21 protein-coding genes are annotated in these 20698 nt (G+C 68.4%); 15 read left to right on the top strand and 6 right to left on the bottom strand.

Annotated features, from left to right (window positions below; genetic code table 11):
* The first annotated feature begins 100 nt into the window (after positions 1–100).
* Complete coding sequence (locus ASD28_RS06940; RefSeq protein ID WP_056125721.1) at positions 101–1135, top strand: LacI family DNA-binding transcriptional regulator; 1035 nt, start codon at positions 101–103, stop codon at positions 1133–1135.
* On the opposite strand, the gene ASD28_RS06945 is transcribed toward ASD28_RS06940, so the two are convergent.
* The gene (locus tag ASD28_RS06945) at positions 1105–2634 is read right to left on the bottom strand and encodes an MFS transporter (protein WP_056125724.1); all 1530 of its coding nucleotides are present in this window, start codon (positions 2632–2634) and stop codon (positions 1105–1107) included. The genes ASD28_RS06940 and ASD28_RS06945 overlap by 31 nt on opposite strands.
* A 115-nt stretch (positions 2635–2749) precedes the next feature.
* Between ASD28_RS06945 and ASD28_RS06950 the strand changes: the two genes are divergently transcribed.
* Positions 2750–3625 (top strand): LysR substrate-binding domain-containing protein, encoded by an 876-nt coding sequence (locus ASD28_RS06950; RefSeq protein WP_056125725.1) that lies wholly within the window; start codon positions 2750–2752, stop codon positions 3623–3625.
* Positions 3626–3632: 7 nt separating this feature from the next.
* Here ASD28_RS06950 and ASD28_RS06955 read toward each other — a convergent pair whose 3' ends face one another.
* A complete protein-coding gene (locus ASD28_RS06955; RefSeq protein ID WP_156403765.1) occupies positions 3633–4559 on the bottom strand; it encodes a hypothetical protein in 927 nt (308 codons plus the stop codon).
* Positions 4560–4742: 183 nt separating this feature from the next.
* Between ASD28_RS06955 and ASD28_RS06960 the strand changes: the two genes are divergently transcribed.
* Positions 4743–5501 (top strand): sulfite exporter TauE/SafE family protein, encoded by a 759-nt coding sequence (locus ASD28_RS06960; RefSeq protein ID WP_056125729.1) that lies wholly within the window; start codon positions 4743–4745, stop codon positions 5499–5501.
* 15 nt (positions 5502–5516) lie between these two features.
* Here ASD28_RS06960 and ASD28_RS06965 read toward each other — a convergent pair whose 3' ends face one another.
* Both ASD28_RS06965 and ASD28_RS06970 read right to left on the bottom strand, forming a co-directional pair.
* A complete protein-coding gene (locus tag ASD28_RS06965) occupies positions 5517–5900 on the bottom strand; it encodes a VOC family protein (protein WP_056125731.1) in 384 nt (127 codons plus the stop codon).
* A gap of 79 nt (positions 5901–5979) precedes the next feature.
* A complete protein-coding gene (locus ASD28_RS06970) occupies positions 5980–7158 on the bottom strand; it encodes an MFS transporter (RefSeq protein ID WP_056125733.1) in 1179 nt (392 codons plus the stop codon).
* 75 nt (positions 7159–7233) lie between these two features.
* Here ASD28_RS06970 and ASD28_RS06975 point away from each other — a divergent pair, with 75 nt between their 5' ends.
* The 12 genes from ASD28_RS06975 (at position 7234) to ASD28_RS07030 (ending at position 18257) form a co-directional block, all read left to right on the top strand.
* Complete coding sequence (locus ASD28_RS06975; RefSeq protein ID WP_056125735.1) at positions 7234–8127, top strand: LysR substrate-binding domain-containing protein; 894 nt, start codon at positions 7234–7236, stop codon at positions 8125–8127.
* A gap of 91 nt (positions 8128–8218) precedes the next feature.
* Entirely contained in the window at positions 8219–8557 is a 339-nt protein-coding gene (locus ASD28_RS06980; protein ID WP_056125736.1) for a UxaA family hydrolase, read from the top strand.
* On the top strand, positions 8554–9783 hold the full coding sequence (locus ASD28_RS06985) for a UxaA family hydrolase (RefSeq protein WP_056125738.1): 1230 nt from the start codon (positions 8554–8556) through the stop codon (positions 9781–9783). The genes ASD28_RS06980 and ASD28_RS06985 overlap by 4 nt, the downstream gene beginning before the upstream one ends.
* Before the next feature lie 16 nt (positions 9784–9799).
* Positions 9800–10771, top strand: a complete 972-nt coding sequence (locus tag ASD28_RS06990) for an aldo/keto reductase (RefSeq protein WP_229412106.1) — start codon at positions 9800–9802, stop codon at positions 10769–10771.
* A 31-nt stretch (positions 10772–10802) separates the two neighbouring features.
* On the top strand, positions 10803–11669 hold the full coding sequence (locus ASD28_RS06995) for a fumarylacetoacetate hydrolase family protein (protein WP_056125743.1): 867 nt from the start codon (positions 10803–10805) through the stop codon (positions 11667–11669).
* 62 nt (positions 11670–11731) lie between these two features.
* On the top strand, positions 11732–13030 hold the full coding sequence (gene fucP, locus ASD28_RS07000; RefSeq protein ID WP_056125745.1) for an L-fucose:H+ symporter permease: 1299 nt from the start codon (positions 11732–11734) through the stop codon (positions 13028–13030).
* On the top strand, positions 13023–13787 hold the full coding sequence (locus tag ASD28_RS07005; RefSeq protein ID WP_056125746.1) for an SDR family NAD(P)-dependent oxidoreductase: 765 nt from the start codon (positions 13023–13025) through the stop codon (positions 13785–13787). The genes fucP and ASD28_RS07005 overlap by 8 nt, the downstream gene beginning before the upstream one ends.
* Before the next feature lie 9 nt (positions 13788–13796).
* Entirely contained in the window at positions 13797–14927 is a 1131-nt protein-coding gene (gene lldD / locus ASD28_RS07010) for an FMN-dependent L-lactate dehydrogenase LldD (protein ID WP_056125748.1), read from the top strand.
* Positions 14928–15056: 129 nt separating this feature from the next.
* Positions 15057–16067 carry a zinc-binding alcohol dehydrogenase family protein gene (locus ASD28_RS07015; protein WP_056125750.1) on the top strand — a complete coding sequence of 337 codons (1011 nt, stop codon included), beginning with the start codon at positions 15057–15059 and terminating at the stop codon, positions 16065–16067.
* Between the two features lie 79 nt (positions 16068–16146).
* Complete coding sequence (locus tag ASD28_RS07020) at positions 16147–17061, top strand: GntR family transcriptional regulator (RefSeq protein ID WP_056125751.1); 915 nt, start codon at positions 16147–16149, stop codon at positions 17059–17061.
* Between the two features lie 25 nt (positions 17062–17086).
* Positions 17087–17917 (top strand): amidohydrolase family protein, encoded by an 831-nt coding sequence (locus ASD28_RS07025; protein ID WP_200948816.1) that lies wholly within the window; start codon positions 17087–17089, stop codon positions 17915–17917.
* 10 nt (positions 17918–17927) lie between these two features.
* The gene (locus ASD28_RS07030; protein WP_056125752.1) at positions 17928–18257 is read left to right on the top strand and encodes an L-rhamnose mutarotase; all 330 of its coding nucleotides are present in this window, start codon (positions 17928–17930) and stop codon (positions 18255–18257) included.
* Positions 18258–18260: 3 nt separating this feature from the next.
* On the opposite strand, the gene ASD28_RS07035 is transcribed toward ASD28_RS07030, so the two are convergent.
* Together ASD28_RS07035 and ASD28_RS07040 are read right to left on the bottom strand one after the other, a co-directional pair.
* Entirely contained in the window at positions 18261–19496 is a 1236-nt protein-coding gene (locus ASD28_RS07035; RefSeq protein ID WP_056125754.1) for an ABC transporter permease, read from the bottom strand.
* On the bottom strand, positions 19493–20698 hold the full coding sequence (locus ASD28_RS07040) for a secretion protein HlyD (protein WP_082577245.1): 1206 nt from the start codon (positions 20696–20698) through the stop codon (positions 19493–19495). Before ASD28_RS07040 ends, ASD28_RS07035 begins: the two co-directional genes overlap by 4 nt.

Genomic DNA, 20698 nt, shown 5'->3' on the forward strand with positions numbered 1-20698 from the left:
ATGAAAGTATATCTATTATTTTTTATAAGTATACTTTTTTGATGAGGCGGTTCGGCGGGGGCAAATGCGCTAGACTCCTGCTGGCACGCCCGAGGAGCGCATGAACGATCAATCAGACAACCACCCGAGAAAGCGCCGCCCGACCGGCGCTGTGTCCACGCTGGAGCGCGTGGCGGCGGAGGCGGGCGTGTCGATGGCGTCCGCGTCGCGCGCGTTCAGCAATCCGGGGCGCGTGAGCCTGCAGACGGCGCAGCGTGTCAAGGAGGCGGCCGCGCGCCTCGGTTATTACCCGAACCTGATCGCCGGCGGCCTGGCGTCGCAGAAAAGCCGGATCATCGGGCTCCTGGTGCCGACGATCGAGCAATCCATTTTTTCGGCCACGATCCAGGCCCTGACGGACCGGCTGGCCGCCGAAGGCTTCCATGTGATGATCGGCCAGACCGGCCTGCACGACGAACACCTGGCGGACCTGGTCGGGTCGATGGTCGGGCATCGTCCATCCGGCGTGATCGTGACCGGTGTGATCGAGTCGGACGACCTGCGCGAGATTTTGTCGAAGAGCCATATTCCGATCATCGAGACCTGGGACTTGCCGGCGGACCCGATCGATATGGCCGTCGGGTTTTCGCACGAGGCCGTCGGTCGCGAGATTGGCCGCTTCCTGATCGAATCCGGCTATCGCAGGCCGTTCGTGGCCACCGCAACCGGGATCCGCGCTTCCGCCCGGCACCGGGGACTGGCGGCCTGCTTTCTCGAAGCCGGGCGGCGGGCGCCGCCGTTCGGGTGTTACGAACCGCCGACCAGCGTGACGCAAGGACGCGCGGCGCTCGCGCACGTGCTCGCGTCGGAACGGGACACGGATGTCATCGTGTGTTCTTCGGACTGGATGGCGCTCGGCGTCATCGTCGAAGCGCGGCTGCGCAACCTCCGGGTGCCCCGCGATGTCGCCGTGGTCGGGTTCGGCAATTCGAGCCTGGTGAGCGAACTCGAACCCGCGCTGACGACGATAGTCATCGATGGCAGCGCGATCGCCAGGGAGGCGGTCTCGTTGTTACTGAACAAGGCGCGGGGTGATGCGTCCGCGGCGCCGGTCGTGGACGTGGGTTATTCGCTGCTCCGGCGCGGCAGCGCCTGAGGTAGCGACCGGGCCCTGTCATGCATGCATCCATGCACGATGGCAGCGGCCCCCGCCGCCGCAATGCCGGCCGCCAGGAAGCCATGCGCAAACCCGGATTCGACACTGCGCCGCAGCAGCCCGGCCAGCCCGGCCGGCAGGGCCCCGGCGTCGCCCGCGATCACCCGTTCGACCAGGTCCGGTGCGATCGTCGCGCCGGCTTGCGACACGCCGGCCAGCAGGGCCGCGCGCGTGCCGCTCGCCAGCACGGCGCCGATGCCGGCGAAGCCCAGCAGGATGCCGCAGAAGCGTGACGTGGTGCTGATGCCGGAGGCCATGCCGGCCCGTTCCGGCGGGACGGTGCCCATGATCGCCTTCTGCGTCTCGCCGTTCAGCAGGCCCCCGCCCGCGCCGAGGATCGCCATGCCGATACCGTCCAGCAGCCGGTTGCCCGGCATCTGCGCCGCCCACATCATGACGAGGTTTCCGGCCGCGACGACCATCAGGCCGAGCGTGAGGATCCGGTAGCCCGGCATGAATGCGGCCAGGCGCCGTCCGGCCATCGGCAGCAGCAGCATCGCGAGGGCGAAGGGGAGCATGCCGACGCCGGCTTCCAGCGCCGTGGCGCCGCGCGCATTCTGCAGGTAGAGCGGCAGCAGGGAGGCCATCACCTGGGCGCAGGACGCGTAGGCCAGCATGGCCGCGACGGCGCCGACGAACCGCCGCTGCGCGAACAGGGACAGGTCGAGCATCGGCGCGCGTCCCCGGCGCTCGGTGGCGACGAACAGCGCGAACAGGGCCAGCGCGGCCGCGGCGCGCGCCAGCACGGCCAGGCTGGTCCAGCCCTCGGCGGGGCCGGAGATCAGGGTCCACGTGAAGGCGAACATGGCCGCCGCGAACAGGACGATTCCCGGCACGTCGAGCGTCCGCTGCGCCGCGCCGCGCGACTCCGGCACGTGGCGCAGGACGGCGAGCGCCAGCCCGGCACACACGGGCAGGTTGACGAAAAACGCCCAGCGCCAGCCGAGCCAGCGGCTGATGACGCCGCCGATCAGCGGCGAACACACCATCGTCAGGCCCATGATCGTGCCCCAGAATGCCCACACGCGGGCGCGCTCCCGCTCGCCGTGGAACGCATGGCCGATCACGGCCAGCGACGGCGCCAGCAGGAAGGCCGCGCCGACGCCCTGGGCGGCGCGGGCGAGGTAGAGCGTCCGCGCGCCGGGGGCTGCGCCGCACGCGAGGGAGGCCGCGGCGAAGATGGCGAGGCCCAGCAGCAGCACGCGCTTGCGCCCGGCCCGGTCGGCGATGGCGCCAGCGGGCAGGAGCAGGGCCGCGAAGCACAGCAGGTAGGCGCTGACGACCCATTCGATGTCGGCGAACGTCGCGGCGAGCTCGCGCGCGATGGTCGGCAGGACGATCCCGACCACGTTCGTGTCGAGGACCGTGACGGCGCAGCCCAGCGAGGCCGTCAGCAGCAGGGGCATCGACGAGGGGCGTGGCGGGGAATCGGCGGGCATCGCTCGGGCTCCTGAGGTCGGTGAAAACTGCATTACACCGCAGCCGGTAATTTCGTTCATTAACGGCAAAACGTGAAATAATTCGCTTTCATCGAATACTCATGCCTGGAGACGGATGGAGCTGCGACATTTCCGCTATTTCGTGGCGGTGGCCGAAGAATTGCATTTCGCGCGCGCCGCCGAACGGCTGGGCATCGCCCCGTCCACGCTGACCGTGCAGATCCAGGAAATCGAGCGGGCGCTCCAGGCGCGGCTGCTGCAGCGGACCAAGCGCAGCGTGGGCCTGACCGCGGCCGGCGAGCTGTTCCTCGAGCAGGCGCGCGCCAGCCTGCTGCGGTTCGACCAGGCCGTCGGTGTCGGCCGCCGCGCCGGTCGCGGCGAGCTCGGCAGGATCGTGATCGGCTATGTGGGCTCCGCCGCCCTGGCCGGCATCCTGCAACGGCAGATGCGGCGCTTTCGCACCGAGTGGCCCGATGTCCAGCTGCAGGCGAACGAACAGCCGATGGGGCGGCTGCCGGGCCTCGTCGCGGAGGGCCATGTCGATATCGGCTTCGTGCGCCTGCCGATGGCGCTCCCGGACGAATTGCGCGTCCACGTCCTGCAGCGCAACCGCTTCTGCATCGCGCTGCCGGCCAGCCACCGCCTGGCCGGCGCCGCCGCGGTCGACGCGCAGGCGCTGGAGGACGACGATTTCGTCGTGCCCGAACAGGACCTCGGTACGCGCGAAGTGGGACGGCGCGGACGCTTCGAGCCGCGCATCGTCTCGGCGCCGGGCAATCTGCTGACGGTGCTGACCGAGGTATCGTTGCGCAAGGGCGTCGCGGTCGTCCCCGACGTGGTGGCCACGACGCTGGTGCTGCCGGACGTGGTCTACAAGCCGCTGGCCGGGGAGCCCGTCACGTCGGAACTGGCCGCCATCTTCCGCCGCAGCGAAGGCGCGCCCGCCGTGAAGAACCTGATCCGGCAGCTGGTGGCGGCGCTGCCGGAATGACTTCGGCCTATTCTGCCGTGGTTGCGGGCGGCGTAATCGAACCCTGGATCTTGAACGATTTCGGGTCGGCCTTGTCCGCCTGCTTGTCGCCGGGCGTTCCCACCGATACCAACTGGACGCGATTGCCGCCCGCTGTCGCATCGGCGAGGGTAAGCGGAGGGAATGATGCCGGAAGCGCGCCGGACGACGCTTCTTCGGCGCGCAGCACATAGACTTTCTGGACGGGTGTGAGCGTGACGATCACGCTGACCAGGACTTCCGCCTTTTTCCTGTTCCGCGAATCCTTGACGAATGCAGCGTCGGCTGGCGTCGTATTGACCTTCCATTGCGAGATGAGTTTCTCTTTTATTGGAAGCAGGCCGAGCAGCGTCGATGCCGTGTTGTCGGTGATCGAGTTCGTCGCTTCGGTGAGCGTGCCGTCCGCATTGAACTTGAAGGTGGCGCTGCCGGACCCGAACAGCGGAATGACGTTCTTGATGTAGTGCGGTTTGCCGTCCACCCGCATCTCGGTCTTTACCGTATTGGCGACCACTTCGTCGCACGCATCGGCGGGGGCGAGATTCTCCAGCCGGCTGGTCCTGCTCGCGATGGCCAGGCGCGTTCCTTCCAGTGTCGTTTCCTTCTGCACCTCGTCGACGATCTCCCGTACGGCCTTTTTCAGGCGATCGCGGTCGACGCAGTGAACGAGAACGTCGCCATCGGGCGGATAGTCGAGCGTCGATTTGGGGTTGTCGTTGAGCGCAATGGAGAAGCGGATCTTCCAGTCCGTTTCCACGCGCGTCGTCTCATGCACCAGCACGGGCTTCTTGATGTAGAACGGAATGCCCGTCATGGCATCGTTCTCCCGTGGGCCATCGTACACGCGAACGCCCGAGCATCCTGACGCACCGGCGAGGGCAGCGACAGCGCACGCGATTCGAAACAGCTTGGTCATGGGATTGCCTCCGATGTCGATCAATTCGAATTAACAAAAGAATATGATCAATCTCAAGCTTTTGGGTGGCGTGTCGGGTAGTTGATACATAGCTAATAAAATGAGGCTTGACAGCTTGCCAAGTCCACAGCCCAGCCGGCCGAGGTGGTATCGTGCACGTCCCGCAACCATACGAACGTTGTCATGCTGATCGCCGACCCCTTGTTCTATGCCGTCGCCGTGCCGGCCGTCCTGTTGACCGGCATCTCGAAAGGGGGCTTCGGGGGCGTGCTGGGCGGCGTGGGCGTGCCGCTGATGGCGCTGGCGATCTCGCCCGTCCAGGCGGCCGCGATCCTGCTGCCGGTGCTGTGCCTGATGGATCTCGTCGGCCTGGGGGCCTATTTCGGCAAGTGGGATCAGCCGACGCTGCGCATCATGCTGCCCGGCGCCCTGCTCGGGATCGTCGCGGGCTTCCTCACGTTCGGCATGCTGGGCGAGGACGTCATCCGCATCCTGATCGGGAGCATCGCGGTGGCCTTCACCGTCAACAACGTGCTGGGCCTGGCGGCGCACCAGCGCCAGGCCGGCCCCTCGGTGGCGAAAGGCATGTTCTGGTCCGCGGTCTCGGGCCTGACCAGTTTCCTCGCCCATGCCGGCGGACCGCCCGCCATGGTCTACCTGCTGCCGCAGCGGATGGACAAGGTGCGCTACGTCGCCACCATCAGCGTGTTCTTCGCGGCCGTCAACGCGGTCAAGCTGCTCCCGTACGCGTGGCTGGGCCAGCTGTCGCTCGACAACCTCGGCACGAGCTTCGTGCTGGCGCCGCTCGTGCCGCTGGGCGTGAAGCTGGGCATCTGGCTGCAGGGCCGGATCAACCTCGTGTGGTTCTACCGGATTTCGCAGGCCTGCCTGCTCGTGACCGGGCTGCAGCTGGTCTGGCAGGGCGGGGCGCATTACCTGTAGCTGCGCGGGCGGGGATCAGGTCTCGTACAGCTCCAGCGGCAAGCCGTCCGGGTCGGCGAAGAAGGTATAGCGCCTGCCCGTGAATTCGTCCGTGCGTACCGGTTCCACGGCGACGCCGTGCGCTTCGAGATGCTGCTTGCAGGCCTCCAGGTCGTCGACCGCGAACGCGAGGTGCCGCAGGCCGCACGCTTCCGGATACGACGGGCGTGCGGGCGCGTTCGGGAACGAGAACAACTCGACCTGGGCGCCGTCCGGCAGTGCCAGGTCCAGCTTCCAGGAGTCGCGTTGCGCGCGGTAGTTTTCGGCGACGATGCGCAAGCCCAGCACCTCCACGTAGAAGTGGCGGGATCGTGCGTAGTCCGCGCAGATGATCGCGGCGTGGTGGATGCGGGTGAACATGACGGTAGCGGTCCAGGGTGACGGTTCGCTATCGTAACAGCCCGGCGCCATCCGCCCGACCGGGGCAGGGGGCGGATCGTCACGCCGGCGCCAGCGCCTGCCCGACCGGTTCCAGCCGGCGCAGGCGCAGCGCGATCAGCACGGCGGCGCCCAGCAGCACGCCCAGCAGCGCCACGACGCCGCCCCAGCCGCCGTGTTCCCACAGCACGCCGCACAGCCAGCCCACGAGGCTGGAGCCGAGATAATAGAAGCACAGGTACAGCGCGGAGGCGAGCGCCTGCTGCGTGCGGGCGCGCCGGCCCACCCAGCTGCTGGCGATCGAGTGCGACGCGAAGAAGCCGAACGTGAACACCGCCATGCCGGCCACGATGACGGCGACGTTGTGGGCCATGGTCAGCAGCAGGCCCGCCAGCATCGTGCCCATCACGGTCCACAGCACGTGGCGCCGGCCCAGGCGGTCGGCGCGGCGGCCGGCCCAGACCGAACTGAAGATGCCCAGCAAATACAGCAGCGAGATCCCGCCGACCACGCTCTGGCGCAGCCCGAACGGGGCGCCCAGCAGCCGGAAGCCGATCACGTTGTACACGCTCACGAAGCAGCCCATCAGCAGGAACGACAGCGCGAACAGCCAGGGCAGGCCGGCGTCGCCGAAGTGGCCGCGCAGGCCGTGCAGCAGCGCCGGCACGCCGCCCGACGACGGCCGGAAGTTGCGCGACGCCGGCAGGCTGCGCCAGAATTCCCACGCCGCCAGCAGGCCCGCGACGCCCATCACGGCGAACGCGGCGCGCCACGACACGAAGTCGGACAGCACGGCCGCCAGCACCCGGCCGACCATGCCGCCGAACGCGTTGCCGCTGATGTACAGGCCCATCGACACGCCGAGCGACGCCGGCTCGATTTCCTCGCTCAGGTAAGCCATCGCGACGGCCGGCATGCCGCCCAGTGCGAAGCCGAGAAGAGTGCGCGCCGCCAGCAGCTGCGGATACGTGCGCGCGCTCGCGGCCAGCACCGTCATCAGCGCGGCCACGACGAGCGCCACGACCATCATGGTCTTGCGGCCCAGCCGGTCGGAGAGGACGGACGAGAACAGCAGCGACACGGCCAGCGCGCCCGTCGAAAGCGACAGCGACAGGCTGCTTTGCGCGGGCGTGAGCCCGAAATCGTGCGCCAGCAGGGGCATCAGCGGCTGCACGCAATACAGCAGGGCGAAGCAGGAAAAGCCGCCGAAGAACAGGGCGCGGTTGGTACGATTCGTCATGGGGCCATCGTAGGATTGCGGGATACGACTGTCCAATATATATTTGTGGCGTTACTTATCGTTTGAAAATATAAGATGGAACTCAGGCACCTGCGTTACTTCGTGGCCGTGGCGGAGGAGCTGAGCTTTACGCGCGCCGCCGAGCGGCTGCACATCGGCCAGCCGCCGCTGAGCCAGCAGATCCAGGCGCTGGAACACGAGATCGGCGCGCGGCTGTTCGAGCGTAACCGGCGGCGTGTGCTGCTGACGGAAGCGGGGCGGCTGTTCCTCGCCGACGCGCGGCGCATGCTGGCGCTGTCCGAACAGGCCAAGCAGACGGCGCGCCGCGCGCACCTGGGGGAAGCGGGCGAGCTGCGCGTCGGGTTCACGTTTTCCACGCCGTTCACGCCGCTGTTCGCGCGCGTCGTGCGGCGCTACCGCCAGCAGTATCCGGGCGTGCGGCTGACGTTCCTCGAGATTCCCACGCAGCCGCAGCTCGCGAAGATCGAGGCGCGCGAACTGGACGTGGGCTTCGTGCGGCCGGGCCCCATGCCGCTGCCGCGCGCGGTCGCGCTGACGATGCTGCGCCAGGATCCGCTGCTGCTCGTGCTGCCGGCCGACGCGCCGCTGGCGCGGAACAAGCACATCGCGGTGAAGGACCTGGCCGACCAGGCGTTCGTCGTCTTCCCCGAGAAGACGGGCACCGGCATCTACCACCAGATCTTCGACCTGTGCCGCGCCGCGGGTTTCACGCCGCACATCGCGATGGAGGCGGGCGAGCCGTCGACGATCATCGGCCTCGTCGCCGCCGGCTGCGGCATTTCCGTGCTGCCCAGCTCATTCGAAGGTATCCACATGGAAGGTGTCGTCTACCGGCCGCTCGCCGACCCGGACGCCACCACGGCGATGCTGCTCGCGCGCCATGCCGAGGGCGGCGGCCCGCTCGTCGATGCGTTCGTGGCGCTGGCCCAGGCCGCGGCGGAAGCGTAGTTGGGGATGCTGCGGTGCAGCATGGTAAACAGTCGTATGTTTTGAATTTATAGAATACAATTGTGGGCGTTACCAGCCGCAAAGGATCGTCATGTCCAGCACCACCCCAGCGCAGGCGGGCAGCCTGCTGCTCATGTCGCGCGAGGATAACTGCCTCATCGCGCGCGTCGACCTCAAGGCCGGCGCCACGGTCGTCATCGACGGCCGCGAGATTGCGCTGCCCGGCGACGTCCGCCTCGGCCACAAGGTCGCGCGGCGCGACCTGGCCCCGGGCGACAAGGTGCTGCGCTACGGCGCCATCATCGGCACGGCCACGGTGCCCGTCGCCATCGGCGCGCACATCCACACCCACAACCTGGAAAGCGACTACATCCCGACCTTCACGCTCGACCAGGACGGCCATCATTTCATCGGAAGCAAAGCACCATGACCACCTCCACCGACATCACCCTGACCGCCCTGGCCGGTTATCCGCGCGCGGACGGGCGCAAGGGCATCCGCAACGTCGTCGTCGTCGCCTATCTCGTGGAATGCGCGCACCACGTCGCGCGGCTGATCGTGAATGCGTTTCCCGGCCAGCCCGTGCACCTGATCGGCTTCCCCGGCTGCTACCCGAACGAATACGCCGACACGATCATGCGCCGCGTGCTGACGCACCCGAACGTGGGTGCCGCGCTGCTCGTGTCGCTCGGCTGCGAGAGCTTCGACAAGAACGGTGTCGCGCAAGCCGTCGCCGACAGCGGCCGGCCCGTCCACACGGTCACGATCCAGGACGTCGGCGGCACGCGCTCGGGCGTGAAAAGCGGCGTCGAATGGGTGCAATGGGCCGTCGAGGACCTGGCGCGCCAGGAGCGCGTGCCGATGCGCCTCGACGAACTGGTCGTGGCGACGATCTGCGGCGGTTCCGACAGCACCAGCGGCATCACGGCCAATCCGGCCGTCGGCGCGGCGTTCGACCGGTTGATCGCCGCGGGCAGCGCCTGCGTGTTCGAGGAGACCGGTGAACTGGTCGGCTGCGAATTCCACATGAAGCGCCGCGCCGTCACGCCGGAACTGGGCGACGAGATCGTCAGGACGGTCGAGAAGGCGTCGCGCTACTACACGATCATGGGCCACGGCAGTTTCGCGCCGGGCAACGCGGACGGCGGGCTGACGACGCTGGAAGAAAAGTCGCTGGGCGCATACGCGAAAAGCGGCGCGTCGCCGATCAGCGGGATCATCAAGCCGGGCGACCAGCCGCCCACCGGCGGGCTGTACCTGCTGGACGTGGTGCCGGACGGCGAGCCGCGCTTCGGTTTCCCAAACATCTCGGACAACGCCGAGATCGTGGAACTGATCGCGTGCGGCGCGCACGTCACGCTGTTTACGACGGGCCGCGGGTCCGTGGTCGGCTCGGCCATTTCTCCCGTCATCAAGGTGTGCGCGAACCCGGCGACGTATGAACGGCTGGCGGACGACATGGACGTCAACGCGGGCCGCATCCTCACGGGTCATGCGAGCATCGAGGAAGTCGGCGACGAAATCGTCGACCTCGTCGCCCGCGTGGCGAATGGCGAGTGCACGAAATCGGAAGACCTGGGCCACCAGGAATTCATCCTCACGTACAAGCAGTTCGAGCCGATCGGGCCGCGCTGCCTGCCCTTGAAGGCAGCTTGATATGAGGCAGCCTGAGATGAACGTCACGCGACTGGGTTTAGGCTGCGCGCAACTCGGCGGGCTGTTCGACCCGATGGCGGAAGCGGACGCGTACGCGCTCGTCGACGCCGCCTGGGACCTGGGCATCCGCTATTTCGACACGGCGCCGTACTACGGTTTTACCCTGTCCGAACACCGCCTGGGCGCGGCGCTGCGATCGCGGCCGCGCGGCGAGTACGTGATCAGCACCAAGGTCGGGCGCCTGATGTGGCCCGATCCGGGCGTGCAGCCGGGCGAATGCGGGTGGGCGGCGCCGCTGCCGTTCCGGCCGCACTACGACTACACGCACGACGGCATCATGCGCTCGCACGATGACAGCCTGCAGCGCCTCGGCCTGGACCGCGTCGACATATTGTACGTGCACGACATCGGCCGCGTCACCCACGGCGAACGCCATGCGCACTACTGGAAGCAGCTGACCGAGGGCGGGGGCTTCCGCGCGCTGGCGCAGTTGCGCGACGAGGGCGCGATCAAGGGCTTCGGCCTCGGCGTCAACGAGTGGGAAGTGATCGCCGACGCCATGGACGTGTGCGCGCTCGACTGCGTGCTGCTGGCCGGGCGCTACACCCTGCTGGAACAGGCGTCGCTCGCGCCGCTGATGGACCGCTGCGCGCGGGAGGGGACGCGCGTCGTGATCGGCGGGCCGTTCAACTCCGGCATCCTGGCGGGCACGAACAAATTCAACTACGAGGACGCCCCGGCGGCCGTCGTGGAGCGGGTGCGCGCCATCGCCGCCGTCTGCCGCGACTTCGACGTGCCGCTGCCGTCCGCCGCGCTGCAATTCCCGATGGCCCATCCGGCCGTCGTGTCATGCATCCCCGGCGCCCAGAACATCGACCAGCTGCGCCGCAACGCGCACTGGTTTTCCCAGCCGCTGCCGGCCGGCCTGTGGACCGCGCTGAAGGATGCCGGCCTGCTGGACCCGGCCGCGCCCGTCCCGGCGGCTTGATCTTTCAATATCACCGTAACAAAGGAATACCATGAAACTGCTGCGATTCGGCCCGAAGGGCGCCGAGAAACCTGGCCTGATGGACGCCGACGGCGTGATCCGCGACCTGTCCGGCGTGCTGCCCGACCTGACCTCGGCCCAGCTGGCCGCCGGCGCGATCGCCCGCCTGTCCGACGTCGATCCGAGCCGCCTGCCCGTCGTGGAACAGCCGGTCCGCTACGCGCCCGTCGTCGCCGACATCGGCAAGCTGATTTGCGTGGGCCTGAACTATTCGGACCACGCGGCCGAATCGGGCATGGCCGTGCCGGCGGAACCCGTGCTGTTCACGAAGGCGACCAGTTCGATCATCGGCTGCAACGACCCCGTCGTGCTGCCGCGCGGTTCCGTCAAGAGCGACTGGGAAGTGGAGCTCGGTGTCGTCATCGGCAAGCGCGCGCGCTATGTCGACGAAGCGAACGCCCTCGACTACGTGGCCGGCTACTGCGTCGTGAACGACCTGTCCGAACGCGAATACCAGCTGGAGCGGGGCGGCCAGTGGGACAAGGGCAAGGGCTGCGACACGTTCGGCCCCGTCGGCCCATGGCTCGTGACGACCGACGAAGTGCCCGATCCGCAGAACCTGGACATGTGGCTGGAAGTGAACGGCAAGCGCTACCAGACGGGCAATACCCGCACGATGGTGTTCACGGTCGCGCACCTGGTGAGCTACATCAGCCGTTTCATGACGCTGCAGCCGGGCGACGTGATCAGCACCGGCACCCCGCCGGGCGTGGGCCTCGGCCAGAAGCCGGATCCGGTCTACCTGGAACCGGGCGACCGCATGAAGCTCGGCATCGAAGGCCTGGGCGAGCAGGAGCAGACCGTCCACGCGTGGAACGAGGCGCTGATCGACGGCTGATCGTTTGTGAATACAAGGCGCACCAAGCGCCAATGCGGAGACTAAGCGGAGACATTGCAGACATGACGGACCCCTCGACGCGGCAGTACCGGTTTTCCCTCGTGATGATCACCACACTGTTTTTCATGTGGGGGTTCGTCCATAATCTCGACCCGATCCTGATCCCGCACCTGCGGCGGTCGTTCAGCCTGACCGTGCTGGAGTCGGCGCTGGTGGATTCGGCCGTGTTCATCGCCTATTTCGTGATGGCGCTGCCGGCGGGCCTCCTGATCCGCCGCGCGGGCTACAAGGCGGCGATCATCTGCGGCCTGCTGCTGTTCGCCACGGGTTCGCTGATGTTCATCCCGGCCGCGAACACGCAGCAATACATCGTGTTCCTGGCCGCGCTGTTCACCATCGCGTGCGGCCTGACGATCCTGGAGACGGCCGCCAATCCGTACGTGACCCTGCTGGGCCGGCCGGACCGCGCGGCCCAGCGCATCAACCTCGCGCAGTCGTTCAACGGCCTCGCCGCCACGCTGGCGCCGATCATCGGCGCGCGCCTGATCCTCGTGCATGGCGCCGACGACGCGCAGCTCGCCGCGATGCCGGAAGCGGCGCGCCAGGCGGCACTGGCGGCGGAAGCGGCTAGCGTGAAGGGGCCGTACATGATGCTGGGGCTCGTCATCCTCGCCATCGCCGTCGTGTTCTGGTTCCTGAAGCTGCCGGAAGTCGGCGGCCGGTCGGACAATGCGCCGGCCAAGAGCTCGCTCGGCGAGGCGCTGGCCGTGCCGTCGATCCGCCGCGGCGCGATCGCCCAGTTCTTCTACGTGGGCGCGCAGGTGTGCGTGTTCAGCTTCTTCATCCTGTACGCCACGCGGTCGGCGGGCGTGTCGCCCGTGACGGCGGCGGACTACCTCGGGTGGGGCTGCGGCATGGCGTTCATGGTCGGCCGCTTCGTCGGCACGGGCCTGATGCGCGTCGTGGCGCCGGCGCGGCTGCTGTGGATGTACGCGCTGGCGTGCACGGTGCTCGCGGCGGTGGCGATGGTCGCGACCGGCGTCGCCAGCCTCGCGGCCGTGATCGGCATCGCGTTCTTCATGTCGATCATGTTCCCCACCATTTTCTCGCTGGGCCTGCAGGGCGCCGGCCACCACGCCGACATGGGCAGCGGCCTGATCATCATGGCCATCGTGGGCGGCGCGCTGCTGCCGCTGCTGTTCGGCTTCGTCAGCGACGTGACGCACAACGTGCAGTACGGCTATGCGGTGCCGCTGCTGTGCTTCGTCGTCATCGCCTGGTTCGCGCGATCCTCGCTGCGGCAGGCCAGCCGCGAAGCCCGCGTCACGCCATCTTCCATGGGAGTCACGAAACGTGTTTGAATTGAACGACAAGAGGGCCGTCATCACGGGCGGCGGCAGCGGCATCGGCAAGGCGATCGCCCATCTGTTCGCGCGCCAGGGGGCGCATGTCCACGTGGTCGACCTGAGCGACGCCGCCTGCCTGCAGGTGGTGCGCGAAATCCGCGAGGAGGCCGGCCGCGTCACCTCGCACGCCTGCGACGTGTCGCGCCAGGCCGACGTGGAAGCACTGATGGCCGCGATCGGCCCGTTCGACATCCTCGTCAACAACGCCGGCATCGCCCACATCGGCAAGGCCGACACGACGAGTGAAGAAGACTTCGACCGTGTCATGAGCGTGAACGTGAAGGGCGTCTACAACTGCCTGCACGCCGCAATCCCGCAACTGCGCGCGAACGGCGGCGGCGTCATCGTCAATATGGCGTCGGTGGCGGGCTCGGTCGGCATCAAGGAGCGCTTCGCGTATTCCACGGCGAAGGGCGCCGTGATGGCGATGACCCTGTCGGTCGCGAAAGACTACCTGCAGGATGGCATCCGCTGCAATTCGATCTCGCCGGGCCGCGTGCACACGCCGTTCGTGGACGGCTTTTTGGCGCGGAATTATCCGGGCCGGGAAGCGGAGATGTTCGAGCAGCTGTCGAAGACGCAACCCATCGGCCGCATGGGCAGGCCGGACGAAGTGGCCGCGCTCGCGCTATACTTGTGCAGCAACGAAGCTGCCTTCATCACGGGAACCGATTATCCGATCGACGGCGGCTTCATCACCCTGAACACGTAAAGCCGTCCGATGATCATTTCCTCCGCCACCGACTATCGCGAGGCGGCGCGCCGCCGCTTGCCGCCGTTCCTGTTCCATTACCTCGACGGCGGCTCCGGCACCGAGTCGACGTTGCGTCACAACGTGGACGATCTGCAGGCCGTGAGCCTGCGCCAGCGCGTGCTGAAGGGATCGGAAACGCTGGACCTGTCGACCGAGTGGTTCGGCGTGAAGCGCGGCCTGCCGCTGGCCCTGGCCCCGATCGGGCTCGCCGGCATGTATGCGCGCCGCGGCGAGGTGCAGGCGGCCCGCGTGGCGGCGGAACGCAATATCCCGTTCATCCAGTCCACCGTCTCGGTGTGCCCGCTGGCCGAGGTGGCGGCGCAATCGTCGCAGCCGCTGTGGTGCCAGCTGTACGTCCTGAAGGACCGCGGCTTCATGCGCGACTACCTGCGCCGCGCGCGCGAGCTGAACATCGACACGCTCGTGTTCACCGTCGACATGCCGGTGCCGGGCGCGCGCTACCGCGACGCGCATTCCGGCATGAGCGGCCGCCACGGCCCGTTGCGCCGCGTGCTGCAGGCGATGCTGCATCCGCGCTGGGCGTTCGACGTCGGGCTGTTCGGCCGGCCGCACGACCTGGGCAACATCTCCGCGTATCGCGGCCACGCGACGGGCCTCGCGGACTATATCGGCTGGCTGGCCGCCAACTTCGATCCGGGCATCAGCTGGAGCGACCTGCAGTGGATCCGCGACGAATGGCAGGGCCCCATGGTCATCAAGGGCATCCTCGACGCCGGCGATGCGCGCGACGCGAAGGCGTTCGGCGCGGACGGGATCGTCGTCTCGAACCACGGCGGGCGCCAGCTGGACGGTGCGCTGTCCACGGCGAAGGCGCTGCCGTCCATCGCGGCGGCAGTGAAGGGCGACCTGACGATCTTCGCCGACTCCGGCGTGCGCACGGGCCTGGACGTCGTCCGCCTGCTGGCGCTGGGCGCGGACGGCGTCCTGATCGGACGCGCCTTCATCTACGCGCTCGCGACGGGCGGCGCGGCCGGCGTGCGCAACCTGCTCGCCATCCTCGAAAAAGACATCCGGACCAGCATGGTCCTGACGGGCGTGCAATCCGTGCGCGACATCGGGCCGGACTGCCTGGCCTGACCTTCTGCGCCGGCGCGGCCGCGCCGGCTATTCAATTTCATACGCGCGAATGGTGGTTTTCGATTGCTTTACGACTATAAATGTTTTAAATTTATAGAATACAAAACGAAAGGCAACGACATGAGTCAGATGAAGTGCGTAGTATGCGAATCCCCCGGCGACCTGCAGCTGGGTTTCAAGCCGGTGCCGGAGGCCGGTCCGGGTGAGGTGCTGCTGCGCGTACGCCGCATCGGCGTGTGCGGCACGGACATGCACATCTTCCGCGGCACGCAGCCGTTCCTCGCGTATCCGCGCGTGATGGGACATGAACTGTCCGGCGAAGTGGCCACGGCGCCCGGAGACTCCGGCCTTGCGCCGGGCGACGAGGTGCTCGTGATGCCGTACCTGTCGTGCGGCGACTGCGTCGCCTGCCGCAAGGGCAAGACGAACTGCTGCACGCGGATCCAGGTGCTGGGCGTGCACCGCGACGGCGGGTTGGCCGAATATCTTGCCGTGCCGGCGCAGTTCGTCCTCAAGACGGACGGCATTTCGCTCGACGATGCCGCGATGGTGGAATTCCTTGCCATCGGCTTGCACGCGGTACGCCGTGGCGCCGTCGCGGCGGGCCAGCGCGTGCTCGTCGTCGGGGCGGGGCCGATCGGCGTGGCCGTCGCGCTGTTCGCGGCGCTGAACGGCGCGCAGGTGACGGTGCTGGACGCGCGCGACGACCGCCTCGGCTTCTGCCGCGACGTATTGAAGGTCGCGCACACGGTGACGGCGGGCGAGGGCGACGTCGAGGCGCTGCGCGCCATCACGGGCGGCGACTTCTTCGACGCCGTGTTCGACGCCACCGGCAACATCAAGGCGATGGAGCGGGGCCTGGACTTCGTCGCGCACGGCGGCACGTACGTGCTCGTGTCGATCGTGCCGGAACGGATCTCGTTCGCCGATCCGGAATTCCACAAGCGCGAGACGACCCTGCTCGGCAGCCGCAACGCGACCGTGGACGATTTCCGCGAGGTGCTCGCGGCGATGAAGGCGGGCCTGGTGCCGACGCGCGCGATGAACACGCACCGCGCCACGCTGGACGAGTTCATCGACACGCTGCCGCGCTGGATGGATCCGGCCAGCGGCGTGATCAAGGCCATCGTCGAGGTTTGAACGATGTCGCTTCCCAGCGCGGCGGCGAGTTCCGGTAGAATGGGGGATTGTCCACCCGGCCTTCTCGACTCCGGACTTCATGGCCCGACCTCCAACCATCTTCAAGCGCAGCGCGAACCTGCTGCTGCAATACATCGCCGACCACGTGGGGGTCGGCGAAGCGCTGCCGACCGAGCAGCACATGGCCGAACTGGGCGAGGGCAGCCGCACGGCGATCCGCAGCGCGCTGGCGCACTTCCACGAGTGCGGCCTGATCAGCGACCTGAAGGAACGCCGGCTGCTGCGCAAGCCCGTCCGCACGGACTACTTCGACCTGGACGAGCTGCGCACGGGCGCGGACCGCATCCGCGAAGTGCTGATGGAGCGCATCTACCACAGCGACCTGCCGCCCGGCGCCGAGTTCTCGGAAACGGAACTGGCGCGCGCGGCCGGCACGAGCACGATCAGCGTGCGCGAATTCCTGATCGGCTTCTCGCACTCGGGCCTGATCGAAAAGAAGCCGCGCGGCGGCTGGCGCCTGTGCGCGTTCGACCGCTCGTTCGCGATGGAGCTGGCGGATGTGCGCCAGATGTTCGAGTTCGCCGCGATCGACCGCTTCGCCGCGCTGCCGCCGGATTCGCCGGCCTTCGCGGAGCTGCAGCAACTGATCGCGCGGCACGAGCGGCTGGGCTCCGTCATGCCGACGCACCACAAGGATTTTCCTGCGCTCGACCGCGATTTCCACGCGTTCCTGATGGGGCAACTGGACAACCGCTTCGCGCAGGGCTTCTTCGATCTCGTGTCGCTCGTGTTCCACTACCACTACCAGTGGGACAAGTCGCAGGAAATGGTGCGCAACGAGTACGCGGTGCACGAGCACCTGGACATCCTGCGGGCGCTGGCGCGGCGCGACGTCGCGGGCGCGCGCGAGGCGATGCGTGTCCACCTGAGTTCCGCACGCAGCACCTTGCTGCAATCGATCCGAGTCAGAGAAATGAAGGCGCACCCGGGCTGACGCTCCCGCGGGCGCGGGAGGGAGCATGATGCTTGTCGACGCCCATCAACACTTCTGGCGGCTGGCCGACCGCAACGGCGCTTGGCCGCCGCCGGACCTGGCCGCCATCTACCGCGATTTCTTCCCGCCCGACCTGGCGCCGACGCTCGCGCGGCACGGCGTCGCGCGGACGGTGCTCGTGCAGTCGATGCCCAACGAGGACGATACGCGCTTCATGCTCGGCCTGGCCCATGCTCACCCGTTCATCGGCGGCGTGGTCGGCTGGGTGGACCTGAAGGCGCCCGACGCGCCGGCGCGCATCGCCGCGCTTGCGGCCGACCCGCTGCTCAAGGGCTTGCGGCCCATGCTGCAGGATCTCGCCGACGACGACTGGATAGCCGATCCCGCGCTGGCGCCCGCCGTCGACGCCATGCTGCGCCATGGCCTGAGTTTCGACGCGCTGGTCCTGCCGCGCCATCTGCCCGCGCTGCTCGCGTTCGCGCAGCGGCATCCCGACCTGCCCATCGTGATCGACCACGGCGCCAAGCCGTTGATCGCCGCGGGCGTGCTGGAGCCGTGGCGCACCGACATCGCACGCCTGGCCGCGCTGCCGCAGGTGAGCTGCAAGCTGTCCGGGCTCGTCACCGAAGCGGGCGCCGACTGGGACGTCGACCGCCTGCGGCCGTACGTCGACCACCTGCTCGCGTGCTTCGGGCCGCGCCGCCTGATCTGGGGCAGCGACTGGCCGGTGCTGAACCTGGCCGCCGATTATGCGCGCTGGCTCGCCGCCTGCGCGTCCCTGCTGGAGGGACTGGCCGGTGCCGACCGGCTTGCCGTGTTCGGGCTGAATGCCCTGCGTTTCTATCGTATCGATTGAGGAGCTCTACATGCAAAGAATGGGAATGGTCATCGGCGTCAATCCGGAAAAGATCGCCGAATACAAAGCGCTGCACGCCGCCGTGTGGCCGCAGGTGCTGGCCCGCCTCCTCGAGGCCAACGTGCGCAACTACACGATCTTCCTGCGCGAGCCGGAAAACCTGTTGTTCGGCTATTGGGAATACCACGGCACCGATTTCGACGCCGACATGGCGCATATCGCGGCCGATCCGGAAACGCAGCGCTGGTGGACCTTCTGCAGCCCGTGCCAGGCGCCGCTGGCCAGCCGGGCCGAAGGCGAGCACTGGGCGATGATGGAGCCCGTGTTTCACATGGATTGACCGTCAGCCGTCGCTGCGCAGCGCGGCGATCGGGTCGAGCGCCGCCGCCTGGCGCGCGGGGTAGACGCCGAACCCGAGCCCGACCGCCACGCACGCCAGCACGGCGAGCAGCAGGCTCACCGGCGACCACGCCACCGACCATCCGGCCAGCGCGGCGATGCTGTACGCGGCCACGGCGCCCAGCACGAGGCCGAGCACGGCGCCGCTGACGGCGATCACGAGCGCCTCGGCCAGGAATTGTTCCACCACGTCGCGGCGGCGCGCGCCCAGTGCGCGCTTCAGGCCCACTTCGCGCCGGCGCTCCAGCACGTTGGCCAGCATGATGTTCATGATGCCGATGCCGCCCACGAGCAGCGACACGGCCGCGATCGAACTCATGACGATCGTGAAGATGCGCTGCGTCTGCTGGTTCTGGCGGTACAGGCCCATGGGCACGATGAGGTTCGTGTCGTCGACGCCGCCATGGCGCTGCTGGATGACCGCCTGCAGCACGCGCGCCGCGTCGTCCGGCGCGACCTGGCCGTCCAGGCGCACGCTGATGCCGTCCACCTCGTCCTCGATGCGGCGGAAGCCGAAGCGCGCGCGGGCCGTTTCCCACGGCACGAACAGGCGCTCGTCGTCCAGGCCCAGCTTGACGCCTTCGAACTCCGCCTTGCTGGGCGTGCGGTCGGCCAGCACGCCCACCACTTGCAGCCACACGTGGTTGACCTTGACGCGCTGGCCGACGGCCGGATCCGCGCCGAACAGCGTGTGCGCGAGGCGCGCGCCCAGCACGCAGACCGGGGCCAGCGTCGCGCCGTCGGATGGCTGCAGCCAGCGTCCGACCTTGAGCTGCAGGCCGCCATGGTCCGCATACGCCGGCGACACGGCGAACGCGCGCCCGCTCACGACGCGGTCGGCGACGATCAGCTGGTCGACCTTGATCTCCTTTTTCAGCGCCACCGACCGTGCGCCGGGCACGACGGACAGCGCCGCCGCGGCATCGGCCGCGGACAGGCCCAGCGAGCGGGTGCGGATGTCCTTCAACTGTTCGTCGGTGTTGCCCTTGCTCTCGACGATGACGTTGTTCAGACCCAGCTCCGCGACGAGGCGCAGCGCCTCGCGTTTGCTGCCTTCGCCCACGGCCAGCATGGCGACGATGGCGCCCACGCCGAAGATCATGCCGAGCAGGGTGAGGCCGGTGCGCAGTTTGCGGCGCTTCAGTTCGGCGACGGCTTCGAGCAGGAGCGCACGGTTCATGACTTGTCGGCTTTCGGAGGAAGGAGAATGATCTGCGCGCCGGACGCGAGACCGCTCCTGATTTCGCTGCGCACCGGGCCGCGCCGGCCCAGTTCGACCTTGTGCTTCACGGCGCGGCCCGCGTCGGCCGTGTACACCGCGTAGGCGGCGCCGTCCTGCACGAGCGCGATGTTCGGCACCGTCAGCGCCGCCGCCTGCGTCACGAGGTGCACCGTGCCGTGCAGCGCCTGGCCTGGCTTCAGTCCCAGCTTGCGCGCCGTGTCGGTGCCGATGGCGGCGTCGAAATCGCTGTACTTGACGGGCGACTCGGGTGAGACGACGCTGGCGCTGCTGCCGACCCGCGTCACCGTGAGGTCCAGTTCTGTGCCCGTGCCGGCCAGGCGCACGCGCACGGGCAGGCCCGGCTTGAGTCCGTAGGCCTGGCCCTCGGCCACGCTGAAGTGGGCGACGAGCTTGTCGAGGTCGGGCAGGGCGCCGAACGGCTCGCCCGCCATCTGGTTGGCGCCGACCTGCGGCTTGGCGCCGTCCCAGCGCGCGGCCAGCAGGAACACGCCGTCGTGCGGCGCCACCAGTTCCAGCGCGTCCAGGCTCCTGCGCTGCTGTGCCGCGTTCTGCGCCACGCTGTCGCGCTGCGAGTGGAGCACGGCGTCCTGCGCGGCGGCGCGGGCCTGCGCCTGGCCGCCTTTCCAGTCCAGGTAGGTGCGCTTCTTGGTGAGGAAACCGACGTCGGCCAGCGCATCGAGGATCGTGTTGCGGGCGAAGACGGACAGGTCGACGCCCGCATAGCGGCGCGCGAGGCCCAGGTCGTCCTCGAGCTTCGCGCGGTCGCCGGCCAGCACGCCTTTCTCGACGGCCGCATTCTGGCGATTCGCCTCCTCGGCCAGCGCCTTGCGCAGCAGTTCGAGGTCGGCCTGCGACAGGTCCGCGCGCGCCTGCGGGGCGTCGAAGCGGGCCACGACCTGGCCTTTCGTGACGGTGCTGCCGTCCGCGACCATGTCCACCAGCACGCGGCTCGACCAGCCGCTGCCCGGCACCGTCAGCGGCGTGTTGGCGGCAGCCTGGATCTCGCCGTCCGCTTCCAGCGTTTCGGTCCACGCGCGCGGCGCCAGCGTTTCGACGGGGCCGCCGGCCGGCGCCGACGCGCCGCCGCAACCGGACAGCAGGGCCGCCAGTACGGCGACGAAGGTAGACAGGCGTGGCAT

Origin of the sequence: Massilia sp. Root133, assembly GCF_001426525.1 — a bacterium.
GTDB classification, from domain to species: domain Bacteria; phylum Pseudomonadota; class Gammaproteobacteria; order Burkholderiales; family Burkholderiaceae_D; genus Telluria; species Telluria orientalis.

What these genes read in the sequence shown, in the direction of transcription:
- ASD28_RS07035 (WP_056125754.1), bottom strand. Translation starts at nt 19,496, where the DNA reads ATGAACCGTGCGCTCCTGCTCGAAGCCGTCGCCGAACTGAAGCGCCGC.
- ASD28_RS06985 (WP_056125738.1), top strand. Translation starts at nt 8,554, where the DNA reads ATGACCACCTCCACCGACATCACCCTGACCGCCCTGGCCGGTTATCCG.
- ASD28_RS06975 (WP_056125735.1), top strand. Translation starts at nt 7,234, where the DNA reads ATGGAACTCAGGCACCTGCGTTACTTCGTGGCCGTGGCGGAGGAGCTG.
- ASD28_RS07025 (WP_200948816.1), top strand. Translation starts at nt 17,087, where the DNA reads ATGATGCTTGTCGACGCCCATCAACACTTCTGGCGGCTGGCCGACCGC.
- lldD (WP_056125748.1), top strand. Translation starts at nt 13,797, where the DNA reads ATGATCATTTCCTCCGCCACCGACTATCGCGAGGCGGCGCGCCGCCGC.
- ASD28_RS07040 (WP_082577245.1), bottom strand. Translation starts at nt 20,698, where the DNA reads ATGCCACGCCTGTCTACCTTCGTCGCCGTACTGGCGGCCCTGCTGTCC.
- ASD28_RS07015 (WP_056125750.1), top strand. Translation starts at nt 15,057, where the DNA reads ATGAAGTGCGTAGTATGCGAATCCCCCGGCGACCTGCAGCTGGGTTTC.
- fucP (WP_056125745.1), top strand. Translation starts at nt 11,732, where the DNA reads ATGACGGACCCCTCGACGCGGCAGTACCGGTTTTCCCTCGTGATGATC.
- ASD28_RS06960 (WP_056125729.1), top strand. Translation starts at nt 4,743, where the DNA reads ATGCTGATCGCCGACCCCTTGTTCTATGCCGTCGCCGTGCCGGCCGTC.
- ASD28_RS06955 (WP_156403765.1), bottom strand. Translation starts at nt 4,559, where the DNA reads ATGACCAAGCTGTTTCGAATCGCGTGCGCTGTCGCTGCCCTCGCCGGT.
- ASD28_RS06995 (WP_056125743.1), top strand. Translation starts at nt 10,803, where the DNA reads ATGAAACTGCTGCGATTCGGCCCGAAGGGCGCCGAGAAACCTGGCCTG.
- ASD28_RS06940 (WP_056125721.1), top strand. Translation starts at nt 101, where the DNA reads ATGAACGATCAATCAGACAACCACCCGAGAAAGCGCCGCCCGACCGGC.
- ASD28_RS07030 (WP_056125752.1), top strand. Translation starts at nt 17,928, where the DNA reads ATGCAAAGAATGGGAATGGTCATCGGCGTCAATCCGGAAAAGATCGCC.
- ASD28_RS06945 (WP_056125724.1), bottom strand. Translation starts at nt 2,634, where the DNA reads ATGCCCGCCGATTCCCCGCCACGCCCCTCGTCGATGCCCCTGCTGCTG.
- ASD28_RS06970 (WP_056125733.1), bottom strand. Translation starts at nt 7,158, where the DNA reads ATGACGAATCGTACCAACCGCGCCCTGTTCTTCGGCGGCTTTTCCTGC.
- ASD28_RS06990 (WP_229412106.1), top strand. Translation starts at nt 9,800, where the DNA reads ATGAACGTCACGCGACTGGGTTTAGGCTGCGCGCAACTCGGCGGGCTG.
- ASD28_RS06980 (WP_056125736.1), top strand. Translation starts at nt 8,219, where the DNA reads ATGTCCAGCACCACCCCAGCGCAGGCGGGCAGCCTGCTGCTCATGTCG.
- ASD28_RS07020 (WP_056125751.1), top strand. Translation starts at nt 16,147, where the DNA reads ATGGCCCGACCTCCAACCATCTTCAAGCGCAGCGCGAACCTGCTGCTG.
- ASD28_RS06950 (WP_056125725.1), top strand. Translation starts at nt 2,750, where the DNA reads ATGGAGCTGCGACATTTCCGCTATTTCGTGGCGGTGGCCGAAGAATTG.
- ASD28_RS06965 (WP_056125731.1), bottom strand. Translation starts at nt 5,900, where the DNA reads ATGTTCACCCGCATCCACCACGCCGCGATCATCTGCGCGGACTACGCA.